The sequence below is a fragment of the Bradyrhizobium sp. DOA9 genome (assembly GCF_000617845.2).
Taxonomy (GTDB): Bacteria; Pseudomonadota; Alphaproteobacteria; order Rhizobiales; family Xanthobacteraceae; genus Bradyrhizobium.
On record NZ_DF820425.1, the window covers coordinates 3732124 to 3757432 of the forward strand.

At 64.7% G+C, this 25309-nt stretch carries 25 protein-coding genes and 1 pseudogene; 23 read left to right on the top strand and 3 right to left on the bottom strand.

The genetic code is table 11. The features are described from left to right. Positions 1–19 precede the first annotated feature (19 nt). The gene (locus tag BDOA9_RS17320; protein WP_025035220.1) at positions 20–793 is read right to left on the bottom strand and encodes a Crp/Fnr family transcriptional regulator; all 774 of its coding nucleotides are present in this window, start codon (positions 791–793) and stop codon (positions 20–22) included. Between the two features lie 99 nt (positions 794–892). Beyond that, positions 893–1189, bottom strand: a complete 297-nt coding sequence (locus BDOA9_RS17325) for a gamma-butyrobetaine hydroxylase-like domain-containing protein (RefSeq protein ID WP_025035221.1) — start codon at positions 1187–1189, stop codon at positions 893–895. A gap of 205 nt (positions 1190–1394) precedes the next feature. Between BDOA9_RS17325 and BDOA9_RS17330 the strand changes: the two genes are divergently transcribed. The 23 genes and pseudogenes from BDOA9_RS17330 (at position 1395) to BDOA9_RS17435 (ending at position 24322) form a co-directional block, all read left to right on the top strand. Continuing rightward, positions 1395–2168: a ferredoxin--NADP reductase gene (locus BDOA9_RS17330; RefSeq protein ID WP_025035222.1), complete on the top strand. Its 774-nt coding sequence runs from the start codon at positions 1395–1397 to the stop codon at positions 2166–2168. A gap of 101 nt (positions 2169–2269) precedes the next feature. Beyond that, positions 2270–4012 carry a fumarate reductase/succinate dehydrogenase flavoprotein subunit gene (locus BDOA9_RS17335; protein WP_025035223.1) on the top strand — a complete coding sequence of 581 codons (1743 nt, stop codon included), beginning with the start codon at positions 2270–2272 and terminating at the stop codon, positions 4010–4012. 31 nt (positions 4013–4043) lie between these two features. Next, entirely contained in the window at positions 4044–4277 is a 234-nt protein-coding gene (locus BDOA9_RS17340; RefSeq protein ID WP_007593252.1) for a 4Fe-4S dicluster domain-containing protein, read from the top strand. Between the two features lie 2 nt (positions 4278–4279). Continuing rightward, positions 4280–5257 (top strand): HEAT repeat domain-containing protein, encoded by a 978-nt coding sequence (locus BDOA9_RS17345; protein WP_025035224.1) that lies wholly within the window; start codon positions 4280–4282, stop codon positions 5255–5257. 140 nt (positions 5258–5397) lie between these two features. After that, on the top strand, positions 5398–6570 hold the full coding sequence (locus BDOA9_RS17350; protein ID WP_025035225.1) for a fumarylacetoacetate hydrolase family protein: 1173 nt from the start codon (positions 5398–5400) through the stop codon (positions 6568–6570). Between the two features lie 271 nt (positions 6571–6841). Further along, positions 6842–6958: pseudogene (locus tag BDOA9_RS37970) on the top strand (sugar ABC transporter substrate-binding protein); the annotation flags it as partial. Between the two features lie 2 nt (positions 6959–6960). Beyond that, entirely contained in the window at positions 6961–7107 is a 147-nt protein-coding gene (locus tag BDOA9_RS38860) for a hypothetical protein (RefSeq protein ID WP_192859672.1), read from the top strand. Next, positions 7104–7880: a FadR/GntR family transcriptional regulator gene (locus BDOA9_RS17360; RefSeq protein ID WP_025035227.1), complete on the top strand. Its 777-nt coding sequence runs from the start codon at positions 7104–7106 to the stop codon at positions 7878–7880. Before BDOA9_RS38860 ends, BDOA9_RS17360 begins: the two co-directional genes overlap by 4 nt. Continuing rightward, entirely contained in the window at positions 7877–8803 is a 927-nt protein-coding gene (locus tag BDOA9_RS17365; RefSeq protein WP_025035228.1) for a Gfo/Idh/MocA family protein, read from the top strand. The genes BDOA9_RS17360 and BDOA9_RS17365 overlap by 4 nt, the downstream gene beginning before the upstream one ends. Positions 8804–8805: 2 nt before the next feature. After that, positions 8806–9882, top strand: coding sequence for an aldose epimerase family protein (locus BDOA9_RS17370; protein ID WP_025035229.1), 1077 nt, complete (start codon positions 8806–8808; stop codon positions 9880–9882). Continuing rightward, positions 9882–10760: an SMP-30/gluconolactonase/LRE family protein gene (locus BDOA9_RS17375; protein WP_025035230.1), complete on the top strand. Its 879-nt coding sequence runs from the start codon at positions 9882–9884 to the stop codon at positions 10758–10760. The genes BDOA9_RS17370 and BDOA9_RS17375 overlap by 1 nt, the downstream gene beginning before the upstream one ends. A gap of 72 nt (positions 10761–10832) precedes the next feature. Then, positions 10833–11903 carry a multiple monosaccharide ABC transporter substrate-binding protein gene (gene chvE / locus BDOA9_RS17380; RefSeq protein ID WP_025035231.1) on the top strand — a complete coding sequence of 357 codons (1071 nt, stop codon included), beginning with the start codon at positions 10833–10835 and terminating at the stop codon, positions 11901–11903. 148 nt (positions 11904–12051) lie between these two features. After that, positions 12052–13629: a multiple monosaccharide ABC transporter ATP-binding protein gene (gene mmsA, locus BDOA9_RS17385; protein WP_025035232.1), complete on the top strand. Its 1578-nt coding sequence runs from the start codon at positions 12052–12054 to the stop codon at positions 13627–13629. Then, positions 13626–14816, top strand: a complete 1191-nt coding sequence (gene mmsB / locus BDOA9_RS17390) for a multiple monosaccharide ABC transporter permease (protein ID WP_025035233.1) — start codon at positions 13626–13628, stop codon at positions 14814–14816. Before mmsA ends, mmsB begins: the two co-directional genes overlap by 4 nt. 58 nt (positions 14817–14874) lie before the next feature. Continuing rightward, positions 14875–15537, top strand: a complete 663-nt coding sequence (locus tag BDOA9_RS17395; RefSeq protein WP_025035234.1) for an HAD family hydrolase — start codon at positions 14875–14877, stop codon at positions 15535–15537. A gap of 6 nt (positions 15538–15543) precedes the next feature. Further along, entirely contained in the window at positions 15544–16494 is a 951-nt protein-coding gene (locus BDOA9_RS17400; RefSeq protein ID WP_025035235.1) for a sugar-binding transcriptional regulator, read from the top strand. A gap of 279 nt (positions 16495–16773) precedes the next feature. Next, positions 16774–18084 (top strand): ABC transporter substrate-binding protein, encoded by a 1311-nt coding sequence (locus BDOA9_RS17405; RefSeq protein ID WP_025035236.1) that lies wholly within the window; start codon positions 16774–16776, stop codon positions 18082–18084. A gap of 83 nt (positions 18085–18167) precedes the next feature. Next, a complete protein-coding gene (locus tag BDOA9_RS17410; protein WP_025035237.1) occupies positions 18168–19040 on the top strand; it encodes a carbohydrate ABC transporter permease in 873 nt (290 codons plus the stop codon). Positions 19041–19043: 3 nt separating this feature from the next. Then, positions 19044–19874: a carbohydrate ABC transporter permease gene (locus BDOA9_RS17415; protein ID WP_025035238.1), complete on the top strand. Its 831-nt coding sequence runs from the start codon at positions 19044–19046 to the stop codon at positions 19872–19874. Between the two features lie 8 nt (positions 19875–19882). After that, the gene (locus BDOA9_RS17420) at positions 19883–20890 is read left to right on the top strand and encodes an ABC transporter ATP-binding protein (protein WP_025035239.1); all 1008 of its coding nucleotides are present in this window, start codon (positions 19883–19885) and stop codon (positions 20888–20890) included. 31 nt (positions 20891–20921) lie between these two features. After that, complete coding sequence (locus BDOA9_RS17425) at positions 20922–21695, top strand: SDR family NAD(P)-dependent oxidoreductase (protein ID WP_025035240.1); 774 nt, start codon at positions 20922–20924, stop codon at positions 21693–21695. Between the two features lie 39 nt (positions 21696–21734). After that, positions 21735–23381: an FGGY-family carbohydrate kinase gene (locus BDOA9_RS17430; protein WP_025035241.1), complete on the top strand. Its 1647-nt coding sequence runs from the start codon at positions 21735–21737 to the stop codon at positions 23379–23381. A gap of 5 nt (positions 23382–23386) precedes the next feature. Beyond that, the gene (locus tag BDOA9_RS17435) at positions 23387–24322 is read left to right on the top strand and encodes a carbohydrate kinase family protein (protein ID WP_025035242.1); all 936 of its coding nucleotides are present in this window, start codon (positions 23387–23389) and stop codon (positions 24320–24322) included. A gap of 6 nt (positions 24323–24328) precedes the next feature. Here the strand turns inward: BDOA9_RS17435 and BDOA9_RS17440 are convergent, their stop codons facing one another. After that, entirely contained in the window at positions 24329–25216 is an 888-nt protein-coding gene (locus tag BDOA9_RS17440; RefSeq protein ID WP_025035243.1) for a LysR family transcriptional regulator, read from the bottom strand. Between the last annotated feature and the right edge of the window lie 93 nt (positions 25217–25309).

Below are 25309 nucleotides of genomic sequence, written 5' to 3' on the forward strand. Positions count from 1 at the left end.
CTATGGTCGCGGGCGCCCTTCAATCCCCCGCCTGGCCGCGCATCTCCTCCAGAATGTCGGTCCGGCAGACCACGATCTGCGAGCGTTTGGTCAGCACGATTCCCTTCTCCTGCATCCGCTTCAGGCTGATCGTGACCCATTGCCTGGTGGCGCCGACCATGTGGGCGATGTCGGCGTGGGTGAAGGCCGCGGCGATCACGGTGCCGTCGGCGTCCTCGACACCGTAGAGCTCGACGAGATGCAGCAAGAGATGGGCGAGACGCTGCGTGATCGAGCGCGTCCCCAGCATCTGGGCCAGCGCCGAATAGCATTTGCCCTTGAACGTCAGACCTTCGATCAGGCCAATCGCGAGGTTCGGGATCTCTGCGGCAAGGGACCGCAGTTCTTTTCCGGGCAGGTGCACGACGCTGCAATTGCTGGAGGCAACGCCGGACCATTGATGAACGGTGCCTTCGAACACTTCGGGACCGCCGACGAAATTGCCAACATGCCAATAGGCCAGCGTGATCTCGCGTCCGAGTGGCGAGGTGTAGAATACACGGATGCGGCCGCTTTCGATCAGCCAGATGCCGTCATGCTTGCCGCCCTGACTAAAGAGCGTCTGGCCGCGGTTGAGCACCTTGCGGCGGCCCTGTTTCAGCACCAACTCCCGCTCGCGCGGTGAGAGCTTGTCCATCAACGGTGGTGGACCGCCGATCCATTGCTGATTCTCGGTCAGCAGCAACGAGGAACTGCCGGCAGGCCGGGCGGCCGGTGGAACAGCCCCGCGCACCACATTGGCCGCCTGCAACATCGCCTGCCTCCCGAACGTTCAAATCGTTCTAAAGAGGAGCAATGTCCGTGCCAGATGGAGGCAGATGCCTCGCGCGGGGAATAGACACCGAAGACCGGCTCACCGGCCCGCCAAGTTCAGCAGATACGACTTCGGATATATTCCCCGGTTGTGCCCATCCGAGAACGAGATGTTCAGCCCATAGCCGAGATCGCCGATGTCGGTGATCGCAATCCCCGGAAACGCTTTGGGGAAGCAGCCGTCGAAGCGGGCGCGGGTGCAATGGGCGCACTTGCAGGAGAGGCGGAGTGTTTCGGCAGAAACGCTGAGCGCGTCGTCCTGCGCGGTGCGGACCAGGAGCGAAGCGAGATCGGCGCTGGCTTCGTAGCCGGCCACGGTCGGTGCCACCAATGTCATTGTCATGACGAACCTCTGACTTCATTCTAGGTCGAGGCGGGAACGCACGAATAGCAACTAATTGCCGGTGCCGGCGGAATCGCGAGCCTGCTCTTCGAGCAACCCATGCGAAATGTGAAACTAATCGACCGGGAACTTCACTTCCGAATTGCCGGACTCTCCTCTCTCCGAGACCTTGCGCGTCATCGAGGACAAAGGAGAGACGATGAGTGCATTTCAGAAGGAAACGGTTCGGTCGGTCAGGCACTGGACCGATTCCCTGTTCAGCTTCACCGCGACGCGCGATCCCGGCTTCCGCTTCCAGAACGGCCAGTTCGCAATGATTGGTCTGGAGGTCGAGGGCAAGCCGTTGATGCGGGCCTACAGCATGGCCAGCGCCAATCACGAGGAGGCGCTCGAATTCTTCTCGATCAAGGTGCAGGACGGCCCGCTGACCTCGCGCCTGCAGAAGATCAGGGAAGGCGACATCATCCTGGTCGGGCGCAAGGCGACGGGCACGCTGATCACCGGCAACCTCGTTCCGGGAAAACGCCTGCTGCTGCTCTCAACCGGAACGGGCCTGGCGCCCTTCGCCAGCCTGATCAAGGACCCCGACGTCTATGAGAATTACGAGACCATCGTACTCGCCCATGGCTGCCGCCAGGTCTCGGAACTCGCCTATGGCGAGCACCTCGTCGAGGGCCTGCGCAATCACGAATTCTTCGGCCCCTTGATCAGCGACAAGCTCGTCTACTACCCGACCGTCACCCGCGAGCCGTTCCGGAATCGCGGCCGCATCACCGACCTGATCGTCTCGAATCAGCTCTTCGAGGATATCGGACAAGCGACCCTCGACATCGAAACGGACCGCATCATGCTGTGCGGCAGCCCGGCGATGCTCGAGGAACTCCACGCGATGTTCTCGGCGCGCGGCTTTGTCGAGGGCAACCATAGCCAGCCCGGCCATTTCGTCATCGAAAAAGCCTTCGTCGAGCGCTGAGCGACAAATCGCGTCCCAGCGACAACTAATTGCTATCGCGGCGACGCCCCCTGAACAAATCTGACGCAAAGGCGCCGGGATCGGCGAACCAGGAGCAAGCGATGGCACTAGATCAGATCGTCGACGGACTTTCGGAGGTTTCCTGCGATGTGCTGGTGATCGGCGGCGGCACAGCCGGCCCGATGGCGGCACTGAAGGCGAAGTTGAAGAACCCGAAGGCCAATGTCGTCCTGCTCGAGAAGGCGAACGTCAAGCGCTCCGGCGCAATCTCGATGGGCATGGACGGGCTCAACAACGCCGTCATCCCCGGCTATGCAACGCCGGAGCAGTACACCAAGGAAATCACCATCGCCAATGACGGCATCGTCGACCAGAAGGCGGTCTACAAATACGCCCAGAATTGCTACAAGATCATCGAGGAGCTCGACAGTTTCGGCATCCGCTTCCTGAAGAACGAGAACGGCGACTACGCCGTCAAGAAGGTGCATCACATCGGCACCTATGTGCTGCCAATGCCGAACGGCGAGACGGTGAAGAAGGCGCTGTATCGTCAGCTCCGCCGCGCCCGCATCCTCATTTCCAACCGCTACATGGCGACACGCCTGGTCAAATCGGGCGACGGCCGCATCGCGGGTGCCATCAGCGTCAACACGCGTACCGCCGAGATGCTGGTGATCAAGGCCAAGGCCGTGATCCTCTGCATGGGCGCCGCCGGTCGCCTGGGCCTGCCGACCTCCGGCTACATGTTCGGCACCTACGAGAACGCCGCCAATTCCGGCGACGGCTACGCCATGGCCTATCACGCCGGGGCGGCACTGGCGAACCTCGAATGCTTCCAGATCAACCCGCTGATCAAGGACTATAACGGCCCGGCCTGCGCCTATGTCGCCGGTCCCTTCGGCGCCTACACCGCGAACAACGAGGGCTCGCGCTTCATCGAATGCGACTACTGGTCCGGTCAGATGATGCTGGAGTTCTACAACGAGCTGCTGTCCGGCAAGGGTCCGGTGTTCCTGCAGCTCAAGCATCTGCACCCCGACACCATCTCCGAGATCGAATCCACGCTACACAAGGTCGAGCGCCCGACGCGCGGCCTGTTCCAGCAGGGACGCGGCGTCGACTACCGCAGCGAGTCGATCGAGATGCACATCTCCGAGATCGGCTTCTGCTCCGGCCATAGCGCCTCCGGCGTGTTCGTCGACGACAATGCGCGCACCACCGTGCCCGGCCTCTACGCCGCCGGTGACATGGCGAGCGTGCCGCACAATTACATGCTCGGCGCCTTCACCAACGGCTCGGTCGCCGGCATCGACGCGATGGAGTTCGCCGACAGTCACGATTTTGCGGAGTTCGACGCGGCCGACGTCGCCATGGAGCGCGACCGCGTGATGGCGCCGACCAAGCGCGAGGACGGCATTCCGCCGAACCAGATCGAGTACAAGACGCGGCGCCTGGTCAACGACTATCTGCAGCCGCCGAAGGTCACGCGGAAATACGAGCTCGGCATGCGGCGCCTTGCGGAAGCGCGGGAGGACATGCAGGAGCGCATGATCGCGCGCAACGCGCATGAGTTGCTCCGCGCCCTCGAAGTGCAGTCGATCATGGACTGCGCCGACATGGCCGCGCACGCTTCGCTGTACCGTGAGGAAAGCCGCTGGGGTCTCTATCACTGGCGCACGGATTTCCCGGAGAAGGACAACGAGAACTGGTTCTGCCACACGCTGCTGTCCAAGCAGGACGGCAAGATGACCAGCGAGAAGCGCGCCGTCGAACCTTACGTGGTCCCGATCGCGGACGATGAGAAGGACCTCTACGACAAGCAGCGCATCCGCGCCTCGGCCTGATCCACCCGAACACAGCAACAGGAGACATCACATGCCTCTCGCGTCCTATCAGACATCGGTTCCGGTGGTCGTCGACGATGCCAAATGCATCGCCGACAAGGGTTGCACCGTTTGTGTCGACGTTTGCCCGCTCGACGTCTTGCGCATCAGCGACATGACGAACAAGGCCTACATGGCCTATGACGAGTGCTGGTACTGCATGCCCTGCGAGGCCGATTGCCCGACCGGCGCCGTCACCGTCAACATTCCCTATCTGTTGAGGTGATCATGTCGAGCCCGTTCGAATCCTACGACGATCTCGAAGACGCCGACGAGCGGCTTCAGGCCGCAGATCCCGCCGAGCGCCGCGTTGCCATCATCGCGCTCGGCCATTCCGGCGATCCCGCCGCCGTTGGCCATCTCGCCAATATGGTCGTCGATCCCGATGCCGGTGTGCGGCAGCAGGTCGCGATGGCGCTCGGCGAGTTCGACGGGCCGGAGGCCGCGAGTGCGCTGGTCAAGCTGTTGGTCGACCCCGAAAGGATCGTGGCAGCCGCCGCCGCCGACAGCATGGCCGAGTTCAAGGATCCCGCCTGCGCCGACGTGATCCTGCCGCTGGTCAGGCATGCCCACGCCTTCGTCCGCATGGGCGCGCTGCGCGCGTTGAAGGAATTACGGTGCAAGGACACACTCAAGCCCGCGCTGGAAGCACTCCAGGACCCTGACGCCGCCGTACGCGTGCAGGCGATCGGCGTGATCGGCTTCCTCAAGCTGGAGGAATCGATTCCGGCGCTGACCGCGCTGATCAACGATCCTGACGCCCATGTGCGTCGCGCCGCCGTGAGCGCGCTGGCTTTCTCGCAGATGAAGCCGGCGGCGGAGACCATCACCCGCGCACTGAAGGATTCGGATTGGATGGTCCGCGAGATGGCCGCGGAGACGCTGGGCCTCAACGTCAACGGTTCGCTCGCCGCCGATCAACTGGTCGCGTGCCTCGCCGACGAGTTCTGGCAGGTGCGGCTGAAGGCGATCCGCAGCCTTGGGAAGATGAAGATCGAGCGCGCGGTACGGCCGATCGGCCATTGCGTCAATCACGACCAAGCCAACTTGCGGAAAGAGGCGGCCGCCGCGATCGGCGAGATCGCGCATCCCGACGGCGAGGCATTTCTGGCCGTCATCGCCGACGATCCCGATCCCGATGTGCGCAAGAATGCGCGTTGGGCGCTGCAGCAGATCGCGGCCCGCAAAGCGCGCGCAGGCGCGTAAGGGCCTCCGGGCAGGGGGCATAGCGGCCCTTCGCGGTCGCTCTGGACTTCCCCTGCCAGACGTTTATTGGTCTTCGCCAATGGGATCGGCCTGCCGTTCGAACGCGGCCGATCCGTGAAGAAACAGCGAGGACGCCGGCCATGACGATACTGTCCGTTAAAGACCTTCTCCCTGAGGACGGAACGAAGGGGACACTGGTTGGCCGCGTCTGGCTGCCGCAGGTGAACGGTCCGGCCGTGGTCGCCGTGCGCGCCAACGGTGTCTTCGACGTCACCGCAAAATTTCTCACCGTCAGCGCACTCTGCGAAGAGGAAAATCCGGCCAAGGCGCTGGCCTCGGTCAAGGGTGAGCGCATCGGCGATCTGGAAGCGATCGTGGCCAATACCGCGCCCGATACACGCGACCCGAAAAAACCCTGGCTGCTCGCGCCGGTGGATCTCCAGACCCTGAAGGCAGCCGGCGTCACCTTCGCGATTTCGATGCTGGAACGCGTCATCGAAGAGCGCGCCAAGGGCAACCCGGCCTCGGCCGAAGCGATCCGGAAAGAGGTGACGCGGCTGATCGGCGACGATCTGTCGAAGCTCAAGCCGGGCTCGGATCAGGCGATGCACCTGAAGCAGGTGCTGATCGATCAGAACGCCTGGAGCCAATATCTCGAGGTCGGCATCGGTCCGGATGCCGAGGTCTTCACCAAGGCGCCCACCTTGTCGTCGGTCGGCACCGGCATGGACGCTGGCCTGCATCCGAAATCGACCTGGAACAATCCCGAACCCGAGCTCGTGCTGTTCGTATCGAGCCGCGGCAAGATCGTCGGCGGCGCGCTCGGCAACGACGTGAATCTGCGCGACTTCGAGGGCCGCTCGGCGCTGCTGTTGTCGAAGGCCAAGGACAACAACGCGTCCTGCTCGATCGGCCCGCTGCTGCGCCTGTTCGACGACACCTTCACGCTCGACGACGCACGCAAGCTGGATATCAGCCTGAACGTCACGGGGACGGACGGCTTCGTTCTCGACGGCCATTCCTCGATCAGCAGGATCAGCCGCGATCCCACCGATCTGGTCGCGCAGACCATCGGCAAGGTGCATCAATATCCTGACGGATTCGTGCTGTTCCTCGGCACCATGTTCGCTCCCGTAAAGGATCGCGATGCGCCGGGGCAGGGATTCACCCACAAGCGCGACGACATCGTCACCATCGCAGCGCCTCAGCTCGGCAAGCTCGTCAACCGCATGCGCACCAGCGACGAGTGCGAGCCGTGGACGTTCGGCATCGGCGCGCTGATGAAGAACCTGGCGCAACGGAAGCTGATTTAGCGCTGCTTCCTACGCCCCGCTGACAGCTGAGGCTCCATCGCGCCACCTGAATTTTTTCATCTCCCCGTTGCATGGTGGGAACAAAATCGCGCTGAACGTGTCATAATTCAGCTCGCCTAACCTCACCTGCGCTTCCTCCAAATAGTCAAATAATATGACTAGTCGGAACTCAACTTCCGTGGAATAGTCCCCGTCGCTGGCCCGAAGGCCAGCCGGCGGGTGCCATGCTACCAATGGGTGCCCCGGATAAACATCTTGGGAGACACGCCTGATGACCTCCAAAGCCCTCTTTGCGGCCAGCGCCATGGTCGCCTTGCCGCTCGCGGTGATCGGCTTCTCGCAGATCGGGTCGGAATCCGGCTGGCGCGAAGCCGAGACGTCCGTCTCAGCGTGAAGTCGACCTCCTGCACCGCGCCAAAGCTCTTGCTGATCCCCCGCACCTCCGGCGTGCTTCCGTTCGCCTTCATCGCCCCGCAGCAGGGGCTGGTCGCGCTCGCGCGCCGGCCGGCGGCGAAGCAGGTGGGAGCGGCGTCATGACCTCGCGGATCGTCGTCATCCCGACGCGGCGGGCCCATTCCAACCATGCGGAGGTGGCGCGTTCGATCGGCGTCGACATCATCGCCGGCCGCTACGCGGAAGGCACGCGCCTGCCTGGTGATGCCGAAATGATCGCGATGTTCGGCGTGTCGCGGCCGGTGCTGCGCGAAAGCGTCAAGACGCTGGTCGCCAAGGGCCTGCTCACCACCAAGGCGCGGGTCGGCACCGTCGTGCGCGAGCGTGGCGCCTGGAACATGTTCGACGCGGACGTGCTGGCCTGGCACCTCGACGCCGGCATCGACAAGCGCTTCCTCGACGACCTCGCCGAGATCCGTCTGGCCGTCGAGCCGCGCGCGGCGATGCTGGCGGCAGCGCAGCGATCCGAGCAGGACATCAGCGAGCTAAACCGCTGCATGGATCGCATGCGGCATGAAGCGTCCGACTCGGTCGGATTTGCCGATGCCGATCTCGCGCTTCATGTGGCCGTGGCGCGTGCCTCGGGCAATCTGTTCATGCGCTCGATCGGGCATGTCATCGAAGCAGCGCTGCGCGCCTCGTTCCTGCTCAGCGCCCCGGTGGAGTCGGAGGACCGCGACACCGTGCTGCTCTGGCATCAGAAGATCGTCGACGCCATCGTCGCGGGCGATGCCGATGCCGCATCCGAGGCCATGGTCTATGTCATTCACAACGGCATGCGCCGTCACGACAGCACGGTGATCGAGACCGCCTCGGCCGAGCCGCTGCCGTCGGCCGATACTGGAGAACGAGCGTGACAGACCTTCGCATCGCCATCGTCGGCTTCGGCAAGATCGCGCGGGACCAGCATGTAGGGGCGATCGCCGCCACGCCGGGTGCAACGCTCGCCGCCGTGGCGAGCCGGAATGCCTCGCTGCCCGGCGTGCCGCATTTTGCGACCATCGAGGAATTGCTGGAGAAGGGTCCCCCGATCGACGCGGTCTCGCTCTGCACGCCGCCGCAAGTGCGGCGGGCCCAGGCCGCGGCGGCCCTCGCCGCCGGCAAGCATGTCATGCTGGAGAAGCCGCCGGGCGCCGGCGTTGCCGAGCTCGATCCGCTGATCGCGATGGTCGGCGCGGCAAGGCGCACGCTGTTTGCGACCTGGCATTCGCGCTATGCGCCAGCGGTCGAGCCGGCGCGGCAATGGCTCGCGGAGCGGCGCATCAAATCAGTGCACATCAGCTGGAAGGAGGATGTTCGTGTCTGGCATCCCGGCCAGGGCTGGATCTGGGAGCCGGGCGGCCTCGGCGTGTTCGATCCCGGTATCAATGCGCTGTCGATCCTGACCAGGATTCTGCCGATGCCCTTATTCGTCACCGCGGCCGAGCTGGCCTTTCCAGCCAACTGCCAGGCGCCGATCGCGGCGAACCTGAACCTGACGGATATCAGCGGCCTGCCCGTGACTGCCGAGTTCGACTTCCGCCAGACCGGGCCGCAGAGCTGGGACATTCTCGTCGACACCGACCAGGGCCGGCTGACGCTGTCCAGCGGCGGCGCGCGCGTGGCTGTCGAGGGCAAGGTGCTTGCCGAAGGGCCCGATGAGGAATATCGCGGACTCTACCGTCGCTTGGTCGAGCTCGCAGCGACCGGCGCAAGTGACGTCGATCTGACGCCGCTCCGTCTCGTCGCCGACGCCTTCCTGCTCGGCAAGCGCACGATCGTCGAACCGTTTGTGGATTGAGCATGGCCGCATCGACAATCACAAGAGACGTGTTCGGGACGCTGCCTGACGGCCGCAAGGTCGAGCGCGTCGTGTTGCGCGGGCAGGGCGGCTTCGAGGCACGCATCATCAGCTACGGCGCAGTGCTGCAAGCGCTGATCGCGCCGGATGCCGACGGCGGATACGACGACGTCGTGCTTGGCCACGATGCCTTCGCCGGCTATCTCGCCGAACGGAAGTTTCTGGGCGCCACCGTCGGCCGCTATGCGAACCGCATCGCCAGGGGACGGTTTTCGCTTCAAGGCGAGACGGTGCAGCTTGCCGTCAACAATGGTCCGAATGCGTTGCATGGCGGGCTCGAGGGTTTTGATCGCAAGCTCTGGGTGATCGCGGGCATCGATGAGGGCGCCGAGCCCGCGGTGACGCTCACCCATGTCAGCCCGCATGGCGAGGAGAATTATCCGGGCAAGCTCGACGTCCGCGTGACCTATCGCATCACCGGCCCGACCGAGCTGTCGCTGCTGATGGAAGCGCGGACCGACCGGCCGACTATCGTCAATTTGACCAACCACAGCTTCTTCAACCTCGAGGGTGCGACGTCGGGTAGGTCCATTCTCGATCATCGCCTGATGGTGGCCGCCGAGCAGTTCCTCGCCATCGATTCCACCGCCATTCCGCTGCCGGAGCCGCCGCGCAGCGTGGCCGGCACGGCGTTCGATTTCCGCAAGCCGCAGCCGGTGGGCGAGCGGATCCGCGAGGGCGACCCGCAACTGCAAAACGGCAGGGGCTACGACCACACCTATTGCCTCGGGCGCGACGGCAAGCTTGCGCTCGCGGCGCGGCTGGAGGCGCCGCGCTCCGGGCGTATCATGGAGCTGCTTACCGACCAGCCCGGACTTCAGGTCTATTCCGGCAATTATCTCGACGGGACGATGTCGGGCAAGGGCGGCAAGCTGATCCGGCAATCGGACGCCATGTGCCTGGAGCCGCACATCTGGCCCGATGCTCCGAACCGGCCGGATTTTCCGAGCCCGCGCCTCGATTCCGGCGAGGTCTATCGCCATCACACGGTCTATCGCTTTTCGGTGAGGTCGCCATGATGGAGCAGGTGCCAACGACTGTCCTCTCGGACCATCCTTGCCATCTCGGCGAAGGTCCGATCTATGACGTGACCACCGACACGGCCTGGTGGTTCGACATTCGCGAAGGCAAGCTGTTCGAGGCGCAACTCGGCGGTGGCTCTGTCCGCATCCATGCGCTCGGCCGGATGGCGAGCGCGCTCGGACGCATCGACGCCGAGCGTCAGCTGATCGTGGCCGAAGACGGCCTCTACATCCGCAAGCTCGCTGATGGTGCGATGACGCTGTTCTGTCCGCTCGAAGCGGACAATCCGGCGACGCGCTCAAACGATTGCCGGGTGCATCAATCGGGTACGTTCTGGATCGGCACCATGGGCAAGAAAGCCGAGCCGAAGGCGGGCGCGATCTACGCGCTTCATCGCGGCAAGATCTCGACCCTGTTTCCCGGCATCAGCATTCCCAATTCGATCTGCTTCTCGCCCGACGGCGCCACCGGCTACTTCACCGACACTCCGCGCGCGGTGCTCTATGCCGTGCCGCTCAACCCCGCGACCGGCCTGCCGCGCGGCGAGCCGGAGGTGCTGCTGCGCCACAGCGGCGTCGGCGGTCTCGACGGTTCGGTGTGCGACGCCGACGGGCAGATCTGGAATGCGTGCTGGGGCGCGAGCCGGATCGACGTCTACTCGCCGCTAGGCGAACGCCTGCGTTCGCTCAGCGTGCCGGCGAAGCAGGCGAGCTGCCCTGCCTTCGTCGGCCCCGACCTGTCGCGCCTGCTCGTCACGTCGGCCTGGCAGGACATGGACGCGGCGGCACGCGCGGCCGATCCGCAAGCCGGCTGCACCTTTCTGCTCGAAGCAGCCGCGCGCGGGCGCGCGGAGCCCGACGTCAAGCTCGCATAGGAGGCCCAAGCCGTACACGACCGTCGTTCTCGAAACCTCGAAAGAAAGTCTGACACCCAAAGGGAGTGAAACATGCTGAAACTGAAGACGACATTTCTCGCGCTGGCGCTCGCCAGCGCCGCCACGATGGCCACAGGCGTCACTGCCTTTGCCCAGAAAGCGACGGTCGGCATCGCCATGCCGACGAAATCCTCGGCGCGCTGGATCGACGACGGCAACAACATGGTCAAGGTGCTGAAGGAGCGCGGCTACAACACCGACCTGCAATATGCCGAGGACGACATCCCGAACCAGCTCTCCCAGGTCGAGAACATGGTGACGAAGGGCGCCAAGGCGCTGGTGATCGCCGCGATCGACGGCACCACCTTGTCCGACGTGCTGAAGCAGGCGAAAGCAAAAGGCATCACCGTGATCGCCTATGACCGCCTGATCCGCGGCACGCCGAACGTCGACTATTACGCGACCTTCGACAATTTCCAGGTCGGCGTGCTCCAGGCGGAGTCGATCGTGCAAGGTCTCGGCCTGAAGGACGGCAAGGGCCCCTTCAACATCGAGCTGTTCGGTGGCTCGCCCGACGACAACAATGCCTACTTTTTCTACAACGGCGCCATGAGCGTGCTGAAGCCGTACATCGACAGCGGCAAGCTCGTCGTCGTGTCCGGCCAGATGGGCATGGATAAGGTCGCGACCCTGCGCTGGGACGGAGCCACCGCGCAGGCCCGCATGGACAATTTGCTGAGCGCCTACTACGGCAACAAGAAGGTCAACGCCGTGCTGTCGCCCTATGACGGGCTCTCGATCGGCATCATCTCCTCGCTGAAGGGTGTCGGCTACGGCAGTGCCGGCCAGCCGATGCCCATCATCTCGGGCCAGGATGCCGAAGTGCCTTCGATCAAGGCCATGCTGCGCGGCGACCAGTACTCGACCATCTTCAAGGACACCCGCGACCTCGCCAAGGTGACCGCTGACATGGTCGACGCCGCGCTGGCCGGCAAGGAGGTCACCGTCAACGACACCAAGACCTACGAGAATGGCGTCAAGACCGTGCCGTCCTACCTGCTGAAGCCGGTTGTGGTCTACAAGGACAATTGGGAGAAGGTGCTGGTCGACAGCGGCTACTACAAGAAGTCGCAGTTCCAGTAAGTGAGTGCTCCGTCGTTCCGGGGCGATGCGAAGCATCGAACCCGGAACCTCGAGATTCCGGGTTCGATGCTCCAGGCCCGCTTCGCGGCCCCGGCGCATCGCCCCGGAATGACGGCGGAAGGATGAGCTTTTTCAAGGACACGATGCCATGACCGCCATGCTGGAGATGCGCAACGTCAGCAAGAGCTTTGCCGGCGTGCAGGCGCTGCGCGACGTCAACTTCTCGGTTCGCGCCGGGCAGATCCATGCGCTCGTCGGCGAGAACGGCGCCGGCAAGTCGACGCTGATGAAGGTGCTGAGCGGGGTCTATCCGCACGGCAGCTACGAGGGCACCATCATCTTCGACGGCGAGGAGCGCCGCTTTCGCGACATCAATGATTCCGAGGCGCTGGGTATCATCATCATCCATCAGGAGCTGGCGCTGATCCCGCTGATGTCGATCGCGGAGAACATCTTTCTGTCGCATCCGCCGTCGAAGTTGGGGGTGATCGACCGCGACGAGGTCTACCGGCGCACGCGCGAGCTGCTGGCGCAGGTCGGCCTGAAGGAATCCCCGGACACGCTGATCACCGATCTCGGCGTCGGCAAGCAGCAGCTGGTGGAGATCGCGAAGGCATTGTCCAAGCGGGTGCGGATGCTGATCCTGGACGAGCCGACCGCGAGCCTCAACGAGGCCGACAGCGCCGCGCTGCTCGAACGGCTGATGGCGTTCCGCGAGCAGGGCATCGGCTCGATCCTGATCTCGCACAAGCTGAACGAGGTCGCCAAGGTCGCCGACCACATCACCGTGCTGCGCGACGGCCGCACGGTGGACAGCATCGACTGCCATGCCGAGCCGATCCAGGAAGACCGCATCATCCGCAGCATGGTCAATCGCGATATGGCGCACCGTTTCCCGGAGCGCAACGTGAAGATCGGCGAGCCCGTGCTCGACGTCGAGAACTGGTCGGTCTATCACCCCATCCATCCCGAGCGGCAGGTGATCAAGAACGTCAGTTTCGGCGTCAGGCGCGGCGAGGTCGTGGGCATTGCCGGGCTGATGGGGGCAGGGCGCACCGAGTTCGCGATGAGCCTGTTCGGCCGCTCCTGGGGCACCAATATCAGCGGCATGATCCGGCTCGAAGGCCGTGAGATAGTGCTGCCGAGCGTCGCCGCCGCGATCGACGCCGGACTTGCCTACGTCACCGAGGACCGCAAGCAGCTCGGCCTGATCCTCGCCGACGACGTCCGCAAGAACATCACGCTGGCGAGCCTCGACCAGGTCGCACCCGGCAGGGTGATCGACGACATCGCCGAGCTGAAGGTCGCCAGCGACTACCGCAACCGCATGCGCATCCGCTGCTCCGACGTCTACCAGGAGACCGGCCAGCTCTCCGGCGGCAACCAGCAGAAGGTCGTGCTGTCGAAATGGCTGATGACCGACCCCAAGGTCCTGATCCTGGACGAGCCGACCAGAGGTATCGACGTCGGTGCCAAATATGAGATTTACTGTATCATCAACGAGCTTGCGGAAGCCGGCCGCGGCGTCGTGGTGATCTCCTCGGAGATGCCCGAGCTGCTCGGCATCTGCGACCGCATCTGCGTCATGAACGACGGCGCCTTCGTCGGCGAGTTCAAGGGCGCAGAGGCGACCCAGGAAAAGATCATGCGCGCCATCATGCGCAATGAACGAAGCATTGGAAACGCCGCGCCCGCGGCCGCGGAGATGGGAGGATCGCAGCCATGACCGACAAGACGGTTTCGCTGCCCGAGGAGCGCCGGCACGGCAGCTTCATCAAGAACAATTTGCGTAATTACGGCATGTTGATGTCGCTGGTTGCGATCATGCTGTTCTTCCAGGTCGTGACCGGCGGCACGCTGCTGCAGCCGCTCAACCTCACCAACCTGGTGCTGCAGAACAGCTATATCGTCATCATGGCGCTGGGCATGCTGCTGGTCATCGTCACCGGCCATATCGACCTCTCGGTCGGCTCGGTCGCAGGCTTCATCGGCGCCGTGGCGGCCTTGCTGATGGTGACCTACAAGGTCGATTACACGCTTGCCTTCATTGCTTGCCTCGCGCTCGGTGCCGCCATCGGCGCGGCGCAGGGCTATTGGGTGGCCTATTTCAAGATCCCGTCCTTCATCGTGACGTTGGCGGGCATGCTGGTGTTCAAGGGCCTGGCGCTCGCGGTGCTGCAGGGGCAGTCGCTCGGGCCGTTTCCGGCGACCTTCCAGAAGCTGTCCTCCGGTTTCATTCCGGAACTGCTGCCCGAGGCCGGCACGCTGCATCCGACGTCTATGCTGATCGGCGCCGTGCTCGCGCTCGGCCTCGTCTATGCCAGTGCCAAGGGAAGGTCGCGCGAGCAGTTGCACGGCATCGAGGTCGAGCCCTATGCGTTCTTCCTCGGCAAGAGCATTTTGCTCGCCTGCGCCGTGCTCTACTTCACCTATCTGATCGCCTCGCATCGCGGCCTGCCCAACGTGCTGGTGATCATGACCGCGCTGATCGCGCTTTACGGCTTCGTCACCCGCCGCACCGTGATCGGCCGGCAGATCTACGCCGTCGGCGGCAACGCCAAGGCGGCGAGCCTGTCGGGCATCAAGACGGAGCGGTTGACCTTCCTCACCTTCGTCAACATGGGCGTGCTCGCCGCGCTCGCCGGCCTCGTCTTCGCCGCGCGGCTCAACACCGCAACGCCCAAGGCCGGCCTCGGCTTCGAGCTCGACGTCATCGCCGCCTGCTTCATCGGCGGCGCTTCGGCCTATGGCGGCGTGGGGCGGGTCGGCGGTGCCGTGGTCGGCGCCATGATCATGGGTGTGATGAACAACGGCATGTCCATCCTCGGCATCGGCATCGACTATCAGCAGGTCATCAAGGGCCTGGTGCTGCTCGGCGCGGTGTGCATCGATGTGTACAATCAGCGGCGGTGAGTGGACGCTCGCGATCTGAGCTATTGCCCACGATTTGGGTATATGATCGAATGGCCGGATGGAGCAGGGCCGGCCAAATCCCGATCTGATCATCTTCGACTGCGATGGCGTGCTCGTCGACAGCGAGCTCTTGAGCTGCCGCTGCCTGTCCGAGGTGCTGGCGGAATTCGGTCTCGTGCTCAGCGAGGCGCAGGCGCTCGAGCTGTTTCTCGGACGCAGCACCAAGGCGATCGAGCAGCACTACCACGATCTTGGAGAGATCGTGCCGGATGGCTTTTTGCCGCGCTTGAAGTCGCGTGTGCTGGAGACATTCGCCGCCTCGCTCGCGCCAATCCCGGGGGTCGAGTCGGTGATCTCCGGGCTGACCGTGCCGTTCTGTGTGGCCTCGTCGAGCGACCTCGACCGTGTCTCGCTCTCGCTCGACGTCACCGGTCTTCGGGCCTATTTCGGCGATCGAATCTACACCGCGCAAATGGTCAGGCACGGCAAGCCGGCGCCCGATCTCTTTCTCCATGCTGCCCAGGGCATGCGTACACCGCCGTCGCGCACGCTGGTGATCGAGGACAGCGTCAGCGGTGTGCAGGCGGGCAAGGCGGCCGGCATGACCGTCTGGGGATTTGTCGGCGGCGGCCATTATCGCAGCCGCGACGGCCGGGCTATATTGTCCGCCGCCGGGGCCGATCGGGTCTTCGCGCAAATGAGTGATTTCTGGGAGGTGTGAGCGCGCATGGCCGCCGAGAACGACAAGTCGAGACTCGACGACGCCGCGCGCGCCGGCTGGCTCTATTTCATCGCCGGCCACACCCAGGACGAGATCGCAAAGATGCTGCAGGTCTCGCGCGCCTCGGCGCAGCGGCTGGTCTCGCTGTGCCTCGCCGAGCGGCTCATCACCTTCCGGCTCGAGCATCCCATCGCAGCCTGCATGGAGCTGGCAGCGCGTCTGAAGGAGCGGTTCAAACTCGTCCATTGCGAGGTGGTGCCGGCCGATCCCGCCGCGCCGCAGGCGGTGGCCGGAATTGCCGAGCGCTGTGCCAATTTGCTCGATTCCACGCTGCGCTCGGAGACGCCCGTCATCGTCGCGCTCGGCACGGGGCGGGCGGTGCGCGCCGCGGTCGAGCGCGTCACGCCGATCGACCGGCCCAATCACCAGATCGTCTCGCTGGTCGGCAACATCTCCGCCGACGGCTCGGCGAGCTTCTACGACACCGTCGGCCGGCTCGCCGACCGCACCGGTGCGCGGCACTATCCGATGCCGCTGCCGTTCCTGATGTCGTCGGAGGACGAGCGCAACAGGATGGTGCGCATCGAGCCGATCGCCAAGGTCAAGGCGGTGGCGGCCAGGGCCGATCTGCGCCTCGTCGGCATCGGCCAGATGGACCAGAAGGCGCAGGTGCACGTTGACGGCTTCGTCACCCGCGACGAATTGTTCGAGATGATGCGGCTCGGCGCCATCGGCGAGATCACCGGCTGGGCCTATGACGCCAAGGGCCGCCTGCTCAAGGCCGGCACCAACAAGCGCCTCACCAGCATTCCGCCGGAAGTGCCGGCCAAGACCACGACGATCGGTGCGGCGGTGGGCGCGGCCAAGGTGGCCGCGATCTCTGCCGCGTTGAGCGGGGGTCTGATCAACGGGCTGATCACCGACGAGGCGACGGCAAGGGCGATCCTGGAGCGGTAGGGGCGCTACCTCTCCACCTGCTCCACTGTCGTCGTCCGCGAAGGCGGACGATCCGGTACGTCGCAGCCCCTCTTGGGGCAAACCAATAGACGATACGGAGTACTGGAGGCCCCGCCTTCGCGGGGCATTGACACTGAGTTTGGGCGCATCCCTCCCGCACCGCAGCACGCATAAGTTGCTGGAACGCTCGCGCCCGTGCTTGACAACTCCTGCTCTCCCGTTGAACATACGCCCAACGCGTGGGCATATGCCCAAAACGCGAACTGAGGGGAGGTCACCGTGAAACATGTCCTGGGCGCCGTCTGCGGCGCGTCTGTCCTGCTGGCCGTCCCGGCGCTGGCCGAAACGACCCTGACCATCGCCACCGTCAACAATGGCGACATGATTCGCATGCAGGGGCTGACGAGTGAGTTCACCAAGAAGAACCCGGATATTTCGGTCAAATGGGTGACGCTGGAGGAGAACGTGCTGCGCCAGCGCGTCACCACCGACATCGCTACCAAGGGCGGCCAGTTCGACGTGCTCACCATCGGCACGTACGAGGTGCCGATCTGGGCCAAGAAGGGCTGGCTGGTGCCGCTCGCCAATCTCGGCGCCGATTACGACGTTGCCGACCTCCTGCCCAAGATCAAGGACGCGGTCTCCGCTGACGGCAAGCTCTACGCCGCACCGTTCTACGGCGAGAGCTCGATGGTGATGTATCGCACCGATTTGTTCGAGAAGGCCGGCCTGAAGATGCCGGAAAAGCCGAGCTGGGATTTCGTGATCGATGCGGCCAAGAAGCTGACGGACAAGAGCGCCGGCACTTACGGCATCTGCCTGCGCGGCAAGGCAGGCTGGGGCGAGAACATGGCGTTCCTGTCGGCGATGGCCAATTCCTACGGCGCGCGCTGGTTCGACGAGAAGTGGCAGCCGCAGTTCAACACGCCGGAATGGAAGACGACGCTCACCACCTACGTCAACCTGATGAAGGAAGCCGGCCCTCCCGGCGCCAGCTCCAACGGCTTCAACGAGAATCTGGCGCTGTTCAACGCCGGCAAATGCGCGATGTGGATCGACGCGACGGTCGCTGCGTCGTTCGTCACCAATCCGAAGGAGTCCAAGGTCGCCGACAAGGTCGGCTTCGCCCTCGCGCCCAACACCGGGCTCGGCAAGAACGCCAACTGGCTGTGGGCCTGGAACCTCGCGATTCCCGCCGGCTCCAAGAAGACGGAAGCCGCCGAAAAGTTCATCGCCTGGGCGACCAGCAAGGACTACACCAAGCTGGTGGCATCGAAGGAGGGCTGGGCCAACGTGCCGCCAGGAACGCGCACCTCGCTCTACCAGAACGATGAGTACCTGAAGGTTGCGCCGTTCGCGAAACTGACGCTGGCCTCGATCGACGCCGCCGATCCCAACAAGCCGACGGTGAAGCCCGTGCCTTACGTCGGCGTGCAATATGCCGCGATCCCTGAATTCCAGGGCATCGGCACGCAGGTGGGTCAGCAATTCTCGGCGGCGCTTGCGGGATCGATGACGGTCGATGCCGCGCTGACCGCGGCGCAATCGGTGACCGAGCGCGAGATGAAGCGGGCCGGCTACATCAAGTGAACCCGGGCTCTCCCTGAGCTCAAACTTGCGGCCATCCATCCTTGCTGGATGGCCGCCTTCTTCCACCGAGCGGAGCGCCAAGAATGGCAACCCGGCAGACGCAGCTTCTTGCGCGGTCGCTCCTGTCCCCGGCCGTCGGGCTGCTGTTCATCTGGATGATCGTCCCGCTGGCGCTGACGATCTACTTCTCGACGCTGCACTACAGCCTGCTCGATCCCGGCTCGGAATCGTTCGTCGGCCTCGAAAACTTCCGGTACTTCCTCACCGATCCCGCCTTCCTCGCCTCGCTCCAGAACACGCTGGTGCTGGTCGGCTCGGTGCTGGCGCTGACCATCCTGCTCGGGATTCCGCTGGCGCTGCTGATGGACCAACCCGTGATCGGCCGCAATTTCGTGCGGCTGATGGTGATCGCCCCGTTCTTCGTGATGCCGACCGTAAGCGCGCTGGTCTGGAAGAATTTGTTGATGCATCCGGTGTCGGGTCTGTTCGCCTGGCTCGCCTCGCTGTTCGGTCTGACGCCGATCGATTGGTTCAACGACGTACCGCTGTTCGCGGTGATTTTGATCGTGACGTGGCAATGGCTGCCGTTCGCGACGTTGATCCTGCTCACCGCGCTGCAATCGCTCGACGAGGAGCAGAAGGAGGCCGCCGAGATGGACGGCGCCAGCGCCGTCTCGACCTTCATCTACATCACGCTGCCGCACCTCGCGCGTCCCATCACGGTGGTGATCCTGATCGAGACCATCTTCCTGCTGACGGTGTTCGCCGAGATCTTCGTCACCACGGGCGGCGGCCCGGGCCTCCAGACCACCAACATCGCCTTCCTGATCTATTCGCAGGCGCTGATCCAGTTCGACGTCGGCAGCGCCTCCGCGGGCGGACTCGTCGCTGTGGTGATCGCCAACATCGTTGCCTTCTTTCTCGTCCGCATCGTCGGCCGCAATCTGGAGGCTTGAAGCATGGCGCGGATGGCGACGAGACAACGGGTGGTCATCTCGACGATCGGGGCCTGGCTGTTCGGCTTCCTGATCTTCTTCCCGATCTTGTGGATGGGGCTGGCGAGCTTCAAGACCGAGCTCGAGGCCTTCGCGATCCCGCCATCCTTCCTGTTTTTTCACTGGACCACGGAAAACTACGCGACGGTGCAGGAGCGCAGCGACTATCTGCACCACGCGATGAACTCGATCATCATCGCCGGCGGATCGACGCTCATTGCGCTGCTGATCGCCATTCCCGCGGCCTGGTCGATGGCGTTCTCGCCGACCAAGCGCACCAAGGACATCCTGCTCTGGATGCTCTCGACCAAGATGATGCCGCCGGTCGGCGTGCTGGTGCCGATCTACCTGATCTACAAGAGCTTCGGCCTGCTCGATTCCCGCATCGGCCTCGTCTTCATCCTCTGCCTCGGCAACTTGCCGATCGTCATCTGGATGCTCTTCACTTATTTCAAGGAGATCCCGCGCGACATTCTCGAAGCCGCGCGCATGGACGGCGCCACGATCGGCCGCGAGCTCGTCTATGTGCTGACGCCGATGGCGATCCCAGGGCTGGCGTCCACGCTGCTGCTCAATCTGATCCTGGCCTGGAACGAGGCGTTCTGGACGCTGAACCTGTCGACCTCGAATGCCGCACCGCTCACCACGTTCATCGCCTCCTATTCGAGTCCCGAAGGGCTGTTCTGGGCAAAACTGTCGGCGGCGTCCACGCTGGCGATCGCGCCCATTCTCGTCCTCGGCTGGTTCAGCCAGAAGCAACTCGTGCGCGGGCTCACCTTCGGTGCGGTGAAGTAGAGGGGATCATGGGTCAGATCACACTTCAAGGCGTGCAAAAGTCCTTCGGCCCCGTGCACATCATCAAGGGCGCCGACCTCGACATTGCCGACGGCTCCTTCGTCGTCTTCGTCGGCCCGTCCGGCTGCGGCAAGACCACGCTGCTGCGGTTGATCGCGGGGCTCGAGGACGTCTCTGGCGGCAAGATCCTGATCGACGGCAAGAACGTCGTCGATACGCCGCCCGCCAAGCGCGGACTGTCGATGGTGTTCCAGTCCTACGCGCTCTATCCGCATATGAGTGTGCGCGGCAATATCGGCTTCGGTCTGAAGATGGCGGGCCTGGCCAAGGACGAGATCAACCGCAAGGTCGAGGCGGCCGCCGCGACACTGAATCTCACGCCTTATCTCGACCGCAAGCCGCGCGAGCTCTCCGGCGGCCAGCGCCAGCGCGTCGCGATCGGCCGCGCCATCGTCCGCGAGCCCAAGGCATTCCTGTTCGACGAGCCGCTCTCCAATCTCGACGCCGCGCTGCGCGTGCAGATGCGCATCGAGGTGACCAGGCTGCAGAAGCAGCTCGGCACCACCGCGATCTACGTCACCCACGACCAGGTCGAGGCCATGACCATGGCCGACAAGATCGTCGTGCTCAACGGCGGCAAGATCGAGCAATATGGCTCGCCGCTGGAGCTCTACGAGCGGCCCGCCAATCTCTTCGTCGCCGGTTTCATCGGCTCGCCCAAGATGAACTTCGTCACCGGCGAACCCGCTTTGCAGAAGGGGGCAGCGACGATCGGCGTCAGGCCGGAGCATTTGAAGATCGAACGCGACGGCGGCGGAGGCTGGCAGGGCACCATTGCGGTGGCCGAGCATCTCGGCAGTGACACCTTCCTCTACGTCGATGCCGGCGCGCTCGGCATGCTGACGGCGCGCTACATCGGCGAATTGAGTCTGCATGCCGGCGACCGGGTGTCGCTGATGCCGGACCCTGCGCGCATCCACCGCTTCGACGAGAGCGGCAACGCTCTTCGGGGCTGACAAGAAACGGCAAGAAGACGGACAGACGATCATGTATCTGGAAAAATTCAGGCTGAGCGGCAAGACCGCGTTCATCACCGGCGGCGGGCAGGGCATCGGCCTCGCCTGCGCCGAGGCGCTGGCCGAGGCCGGCGCGAAGGTCATCATCGGCGATCGCGACGGCAAGGTCGCCGACAGCGCGAAGGCTAGCCTGAGGGCCAAGGGCTACGACATCGACACCGCAATCATGGACGTCACCAACACCACGCGCGTGGCGGAGGTGGCAAATGATCTCGTTGCCCGTCACGGTAAAGTCGACATCCTCGTCAACAATGCCGGCATCGCGCGCAGCGAGACGCCGGCCGAGACCGTCACCGACGAGCACTGGCTCAACGTCATCGACGTCAATCTCAATGGCACTTTCTGGTGCTGCCGCGAATTCGGCAAGCACATGCTCAAGGCGAAGAGCGGCGCCATCGTCAATATCGGCTCGATGTCGGGCTTCATCGTCAACAAGCCGCAGGAGCAGTGCTTCTACAACGCCTCCAAGGCCGCGGTGCACCATCTGACCAAGTCGCTGGCCGCCGAATGGGGCGCACGCGGCATCCGCGTCAACGCGGTGGCGCCGACCTATATCGAGACGCCGCTCAACGCCTTCGTGAAGAGCAATCCGAAAATGTATGACGCCTGGATCGGTGGAACCCCGATGGCGCGCATGGGGCAGGTCGAGGAGATCGCCTCCGTCGTGCTGTTCCTTTCGTCCGAGGCCGCAAGCTTGATGACCGGCAGCATCGTGCTAGTAGATGGCGGCTACACTTGCTGGTAGGCTTACCGTCAAAACTGACGAGAGCTTCCGGGAGCGACCATGCCGCGAGCGTATATCGGCGTCGACGTGGGGACCACGAGCACGCGCGCAGGGGTGTTTGACGAGGCCGGCGCGCTGCTCGCGACGGCCCGCCATCCGATTCGAATCTGGCATGAGGCCGGCGATATCGTCGAGCAATCGTCAGAGGACATCTGGCAGGCCTGCGTCAAATCGGTGCGCGCGGCGATGGCGGAAGCAGCGATTGCGCCGCGCAACATCGGCGGCATCGGTTTCGACGCCACCTGTTCCCTCGTGGTGCTCGATCCGCAAGGCGGGCCGCTGACCGTCAGCGCGACCGGCGAGGCGCAGCGCAACGTCATCGTCTGGATGGACCACCGCGCCACGGCCGAAGCGCGGCTGATCAACGAGACCGAGGACGCCGTGCTGCGCTATGTCGGCGGCTCGATCTCGCCGGAGATGGAGATGCCGAAGCTGCTCTGGCTGAAGCGGCATCTGCGCACGAGCTTTGACGCCGCCGGTCACTTCTTCGATCTGGCCGACTATCTGACCTGGCGCGCGACCGGTGCGCTGCAGCGTTCGACTTGCACCGTCACCTGCAAGTGGAACTATCTCGCCCATGACGGCGGCGGCTGGAGCGCGCCGTTCTTCAAGCGCATCGGCCTGTCCGACTTCGTCACCGAAAAATACGTCCGCATCGGCACCGAGATCGTTGCGCCCGGTACACGCCTTGGTGCCGGGCTCACGCCGGCAGCAGCGGCCGAGCTCGGCCTCGCCCCGGGCACCCCGGTCGGCGCCTCCCTGATCGACGCCCATGCCGGCGGCATCGGCGCGATCGGCGGCCGTGACGGGGCGGGCGGCGGGAGCGATGTCAGCGACCGTCTCGCCTACATTATGGGAACGTCGGCCTGCATCATGGCCACGACCAGGGAGCCGTGCTTCGTGCCGGGCGTGTGGGGCCCCTATTATTCCGGCATGGTGCCGGAGTTCTGGCTCAACGAAGGTGGGCAGTCCGCCGCAGGCGCTGCGATCGATCATCTCCTCAGGTCGCATCCCGGCCATGGCGAGGCGAGCGGGGCGGCGCGCAGCGAGGGCCTCGATCTCATCGATTTCCTCGAGCGCCGCATCATCGCGCGGACCGGCGATGCCAGCCGCGCCGCGCTGCTCGCGCGCGACGTCCATGTGCTGCCGGAGTTCATCGGCAATCGCTCGCCCTATGCCGACCCTGACACGCGCGCGGTGATCGCGGGCCTCGATCTCGACACCGACATCGCCTCGATGGAACGGCTGTTCGTCGCCGGCCTCTGCGGTCTTGCCTATGGCCTCGCCGAGGTAATCGAGGCGTTTGCCGCGCATGGGGTCCGATCCAGCATCATGATCATGGGCGGCGGCGCCAGCCGCAGCCCGCTGGTCCGCCAGATCATGGCGGATACCACCGGTCTCACGGTCGCGTTGCCGCAGACGAAGGAGCCGGTGCTGCTGGGCGCCGCGATGCTGGGAGCGGTCGCCGGCGGCGCCTATGCCTCGATCGGCGAGACCATGGCCAGGATGTCGGCGCTGGGCCGCAAGAGTGAACCGACCGCGCCCGACATGGCCGCATTTCACGGCCGCAAGCGCGAGGTGTACAAGCTTCTGCGCGAGGTCGATCGCGGCAGCCGCGCCGCGATGGGCAGCATCGCGAGAGGTTGAAGGACATGCTAATTGCCTGCGGCGACGCGCTGATCGATTTTGTGCCGACAAGAATCGTCGAAGAGCGCGAGGCGGTGATGCCCGCGGTCGGCGGCTCCTGCCTCAACGTCGCGATCGGTATGGCGCGGCTCGGCGCGCCGACCGGCTTCGTCGGCGGCATCTCGACCGACCTGTTCGGGCGGATGATCGCCGATCATGCCACCGCATCGAACGTCGCGCTCGATCTCGCCACCCGCAGCGACCACCAGACCACGCTCGCCTTCGTCCGCATTGTCGAGGGCGAGTCGCATTACGCCTTCTACGATGCCGAGACCGCGACGCGGAGCTGGACGTACCGCCGCGGGTCCGTTCCCTTCGGTACCGTCGAGGCCGTCCATGTCGGCTCGACCACGCTGGTCAACGACAGTGGGGCGGCCGAGACCAAGGCGCTGATCGCCGACGCGCGGGCGTCGTCCACGATCTCCTTCGATCCGAACTGCCGACCGAACCTCGTCAAGGACAAGGCGGCTTATCTCGCGCGCATGGCTGAGTTCGCCGGAAGCGCCGACCTCATCAAGATGTCGGATGTCGATTTCGCCTACCTCTTTGGCGAGGAGCCGTTTCAGCAGCGTGCGAGCACATTGCTGGCGCAGGGCACCAGCCTCGTCGTCATCACCCGCGGCAACAACGGCGCCATCGCCTGGCATGCGCAAGCAGGGCAGATCGAAGTCGCCGCGCCCAAGGTCGAGGTGGCCGACACGATCGGCGCCGGCGACAGCTTTCAGGCGGCGCTGTTGTTCGCCCTGTACAAGCAGGGCCGCATCGCCCGGCCGCGATTGAGGGACATCGATGCGGACGAGCTCCGCCGTGCGCTGTCCTTCGCAGCCAATTGTGCCGGCCTCACCTGCACGCGTCCGGGCGCGGATCCGCCCTGGAGCCACGAGATCAATTGGAGCTGGTAGTCCGCGTCACATCCGCGCGACGGCCTTTTCGGCGCACTTGAGGAAAGTTCCGATCAGAGGACTTTGCGAGTCCCGCCGCCAACAGACGGCGATGTCGAGGGAGTCCGAAACGTCACGCAGGGGCCTGAACACGACTCCGCGTGGCGCGCCGAGCTGTGCGCAGGCCGGCAGGATGGCGAGACCTTCGCCGGCCAGAACCAGGCTCATCGCCGAATGCACCGTCTCCACCCGGCTGGCGATGGGCATCACAATCTGATGCCGACGCAATAAAGGGACGACCGCGGAGGAGGCGGGCCCATGGTCCGGATGCGGCAGTGCGATCAGCGGACGGCCTTGCAGCCGCGCCATCGGCACGGAGCTCAAGCGGGCGAGGGGCGAGCGGATCGGCATGGCCAGCATGAAAGGTTGTGCACCGATCTTTGCCACCTGGATCTCGGGATGGTTGATTGCAGGCATGCACAGCGCGACCGTGACGCTGCGGTCGAGCACGCGGGCCTCGCGCGTCGAGGCGCTGAGCTCGGCGAAGCTGAGATCGACGCCGGGAACCGCGCGGCGCAGTTCGGGAATGAGCCGCGGCAGCATCGCATTCGCCAGCACGAACATGTAACCAACCGACAGCCGGCCACGCCGTCCCGAAGCGACCGCGCGCGCGGCTTCGGCACCGTCGGCCGCCAGCACCAGTGCTTCGCCGGCGCGCGCCAGCAACGCCTGGCCCGCCTCGGTCAGGTCCATGCCGCGGGTGCCGCGGCGAAACAGCGGCGCGCCGATCTCGGCCTCGAGCTTGCGGATCTGGACCGAGAGCGGCGGCTGCGCCATCCGGAGCTGCTCGGCGGCCTTGCCGATGCTGCGCGCCTCGGCGACGGCGACGAAATAGCGGAGCCGGCGAAGATCCATTGGCATACCGAGAGCGTATGGGTTGGCGACAAAAATCGTATTGGACGGCGAGTTAACAAAACTGTCATTCTCGCTGTCAATGTCTTCGGGCCA

Excerpts from the sequence above, each read along its gene's own strand:
- BDOA9_RS17320 (WP_025035220.1), bottom strand. The coding sequence starts at position 793 with ATGTTGCAGGCGGCCAATGTGGTGCGCGGGGCTGTTCCACCGGCCGCC.
- BDOA9_RS17325 (WP_025035221.1), bottom strand. The coding sequence starts at position 1,189 with ATGACATTGGTGGCACCGACCGTGGCCGGCTACGAAGCCAGCGCCGAT.
- BDOA9_RS17330 (WP_025035222.1), top strand. The coding sequence starts at position 1,395 with ATGAGTGCATTTCAGAAGGAAACGGTTCGGTCGGTCAGGCACTGGACC.
- BDOA9_RS17335 (WP_025035223.1), top strand. The coding sequence starts at position 2,270 with ATGGCACTAGATCAGATCGTCGACGGACTTTCGGAGGTTTCCTGCGAT.
- BDOA9_RS17340 (WP_007593252.1), top strand. The coding sequence starts at position 4,044 with ATGCCTCTCGCGTCCTATCAGACATCGGTTCCGGTGGTCGTCGACGAT.
- BDOA9_RS17345 (WP_025035224.1), top strand. The coding sequence starts at position 4,280 with ATGTCGAGCCCGTTCGAATCCTACGACGATCTCGAAGACGCCGACGAG.
- BDOA9_RS17350 (WP_025035225.1), top strand. The coding sequence starts at position 5,398 with ATGACGATACTGTCCGTTAAAGACCTTCTCCCTGAGGACGGAACGAAG.
- BDOA9_RS17360 (WP_025035227.1), top strand. The coding sequence starts at position 7,104 with ATGACCTCGCGGATCGTCGTCATCCCGACGCGGCGGGCCCATTCCAAC.
- BDOA9_RS17370 (WP_025035229.1), top strand. The coding sequence starts at position 8,806 with ATGGCCGCATCGACAATCACAAGAGACGTGTTCGGGACGCTGCCTGAC.
- BDOA9_RS17375 (WP_025035230.1), top strand. The coding sequence starts at position 9,882 with ATGGAGCAGGTGCCAACGACTGTCCTCTCGGACCATCCTTGCCATCTC.
- chvE (WP_025035231.1), top strand. The coding sequence starts at position 10,833 with ATGCTGAAACTGAAGACGACATTTCTCGCGCTGGCGCTCGCCAGCGCC.
- mmsA (WP_025035232.1), top strand. The coding sequence starts at position 12,052 with ATGACCGCCATGCTGGAGATGCGCAACGTCAGCAAGAGCTTTGCCGGC.
- mmsB (WP_025035233.1), top strand. The coding sequence starts at position 13,626 with ATGACCGACAAGACGGTTTCGCTGCCCGAGGAGCGCCGGCACGGCAGC.
- BDOA9_RS17395 (WP_025035234.1), top strand. The coding sequence starts at position 14,875 with ATGGAGCAGGGCCGGCCAAATCCCGATCTGATCATCTTCGACTGCGAT.
- BDOA9_RS17400 (WP_025035235.1), top strand. The coding sequence starts at position 15,544 with ATGGCCGCCGAGAACGACAAGTCGAGACTCGACGACGCCGCGCGCGCC.
- BDOA9_RS17410 (WP_025035237.1), top strand. The coding sequence starts at position 18,168 with ATGGCAACCCGGCAGACGCAGCTTCTTGCGCGGTCGCTCCTGTCCCCG.
- BDOA9_RS17415 (WP_025035238.1), top strand. The coding sequence starts at position 19,044 with ATGGCGCGGATGGCGACGAGACAACGGGTGGTCATCTCGACGATCGGG.
- BDOA9_RS17420 (WP_025035239.1), top strand. The coding sequence starts at position 19,883 with ATGGGTCAGATCACACTTCAAGGCGTGCAAAAGTCCTTCGGCCCCGTG.
- BDOA9_RS17425 (WP_025035240.1), top strand. The coding sequence starts at position 20,922 with ATGTATCTGGAAAAATTCAGGCTGAGCGGCAAGACCGCGTTCATCACC.
- BDOA9_RS17430 (WP_025035241.1), top strand. The coding sequence starts at position 21,735 with ATGCCGCGAGCGTATATCGGCGTCGACGTGGGGACCACGAGCACGCGC.
- BDOA9_RS17435 (WP_025035242.1), top strand. The coding sequence starts at position 23,387 with ATGCTAATTGCCTGCGGCGACGCGCTGATCGATTTTGTGCCGACAAGA.
- BDOA9_RS17440 (WP_025035243.1), bottom strand. The coding sequence starts at position 25,216 with ATGGATCTTCGCCGGCTCCGCTATTTCGTCGCCGTCGCCGAGGCGCGC.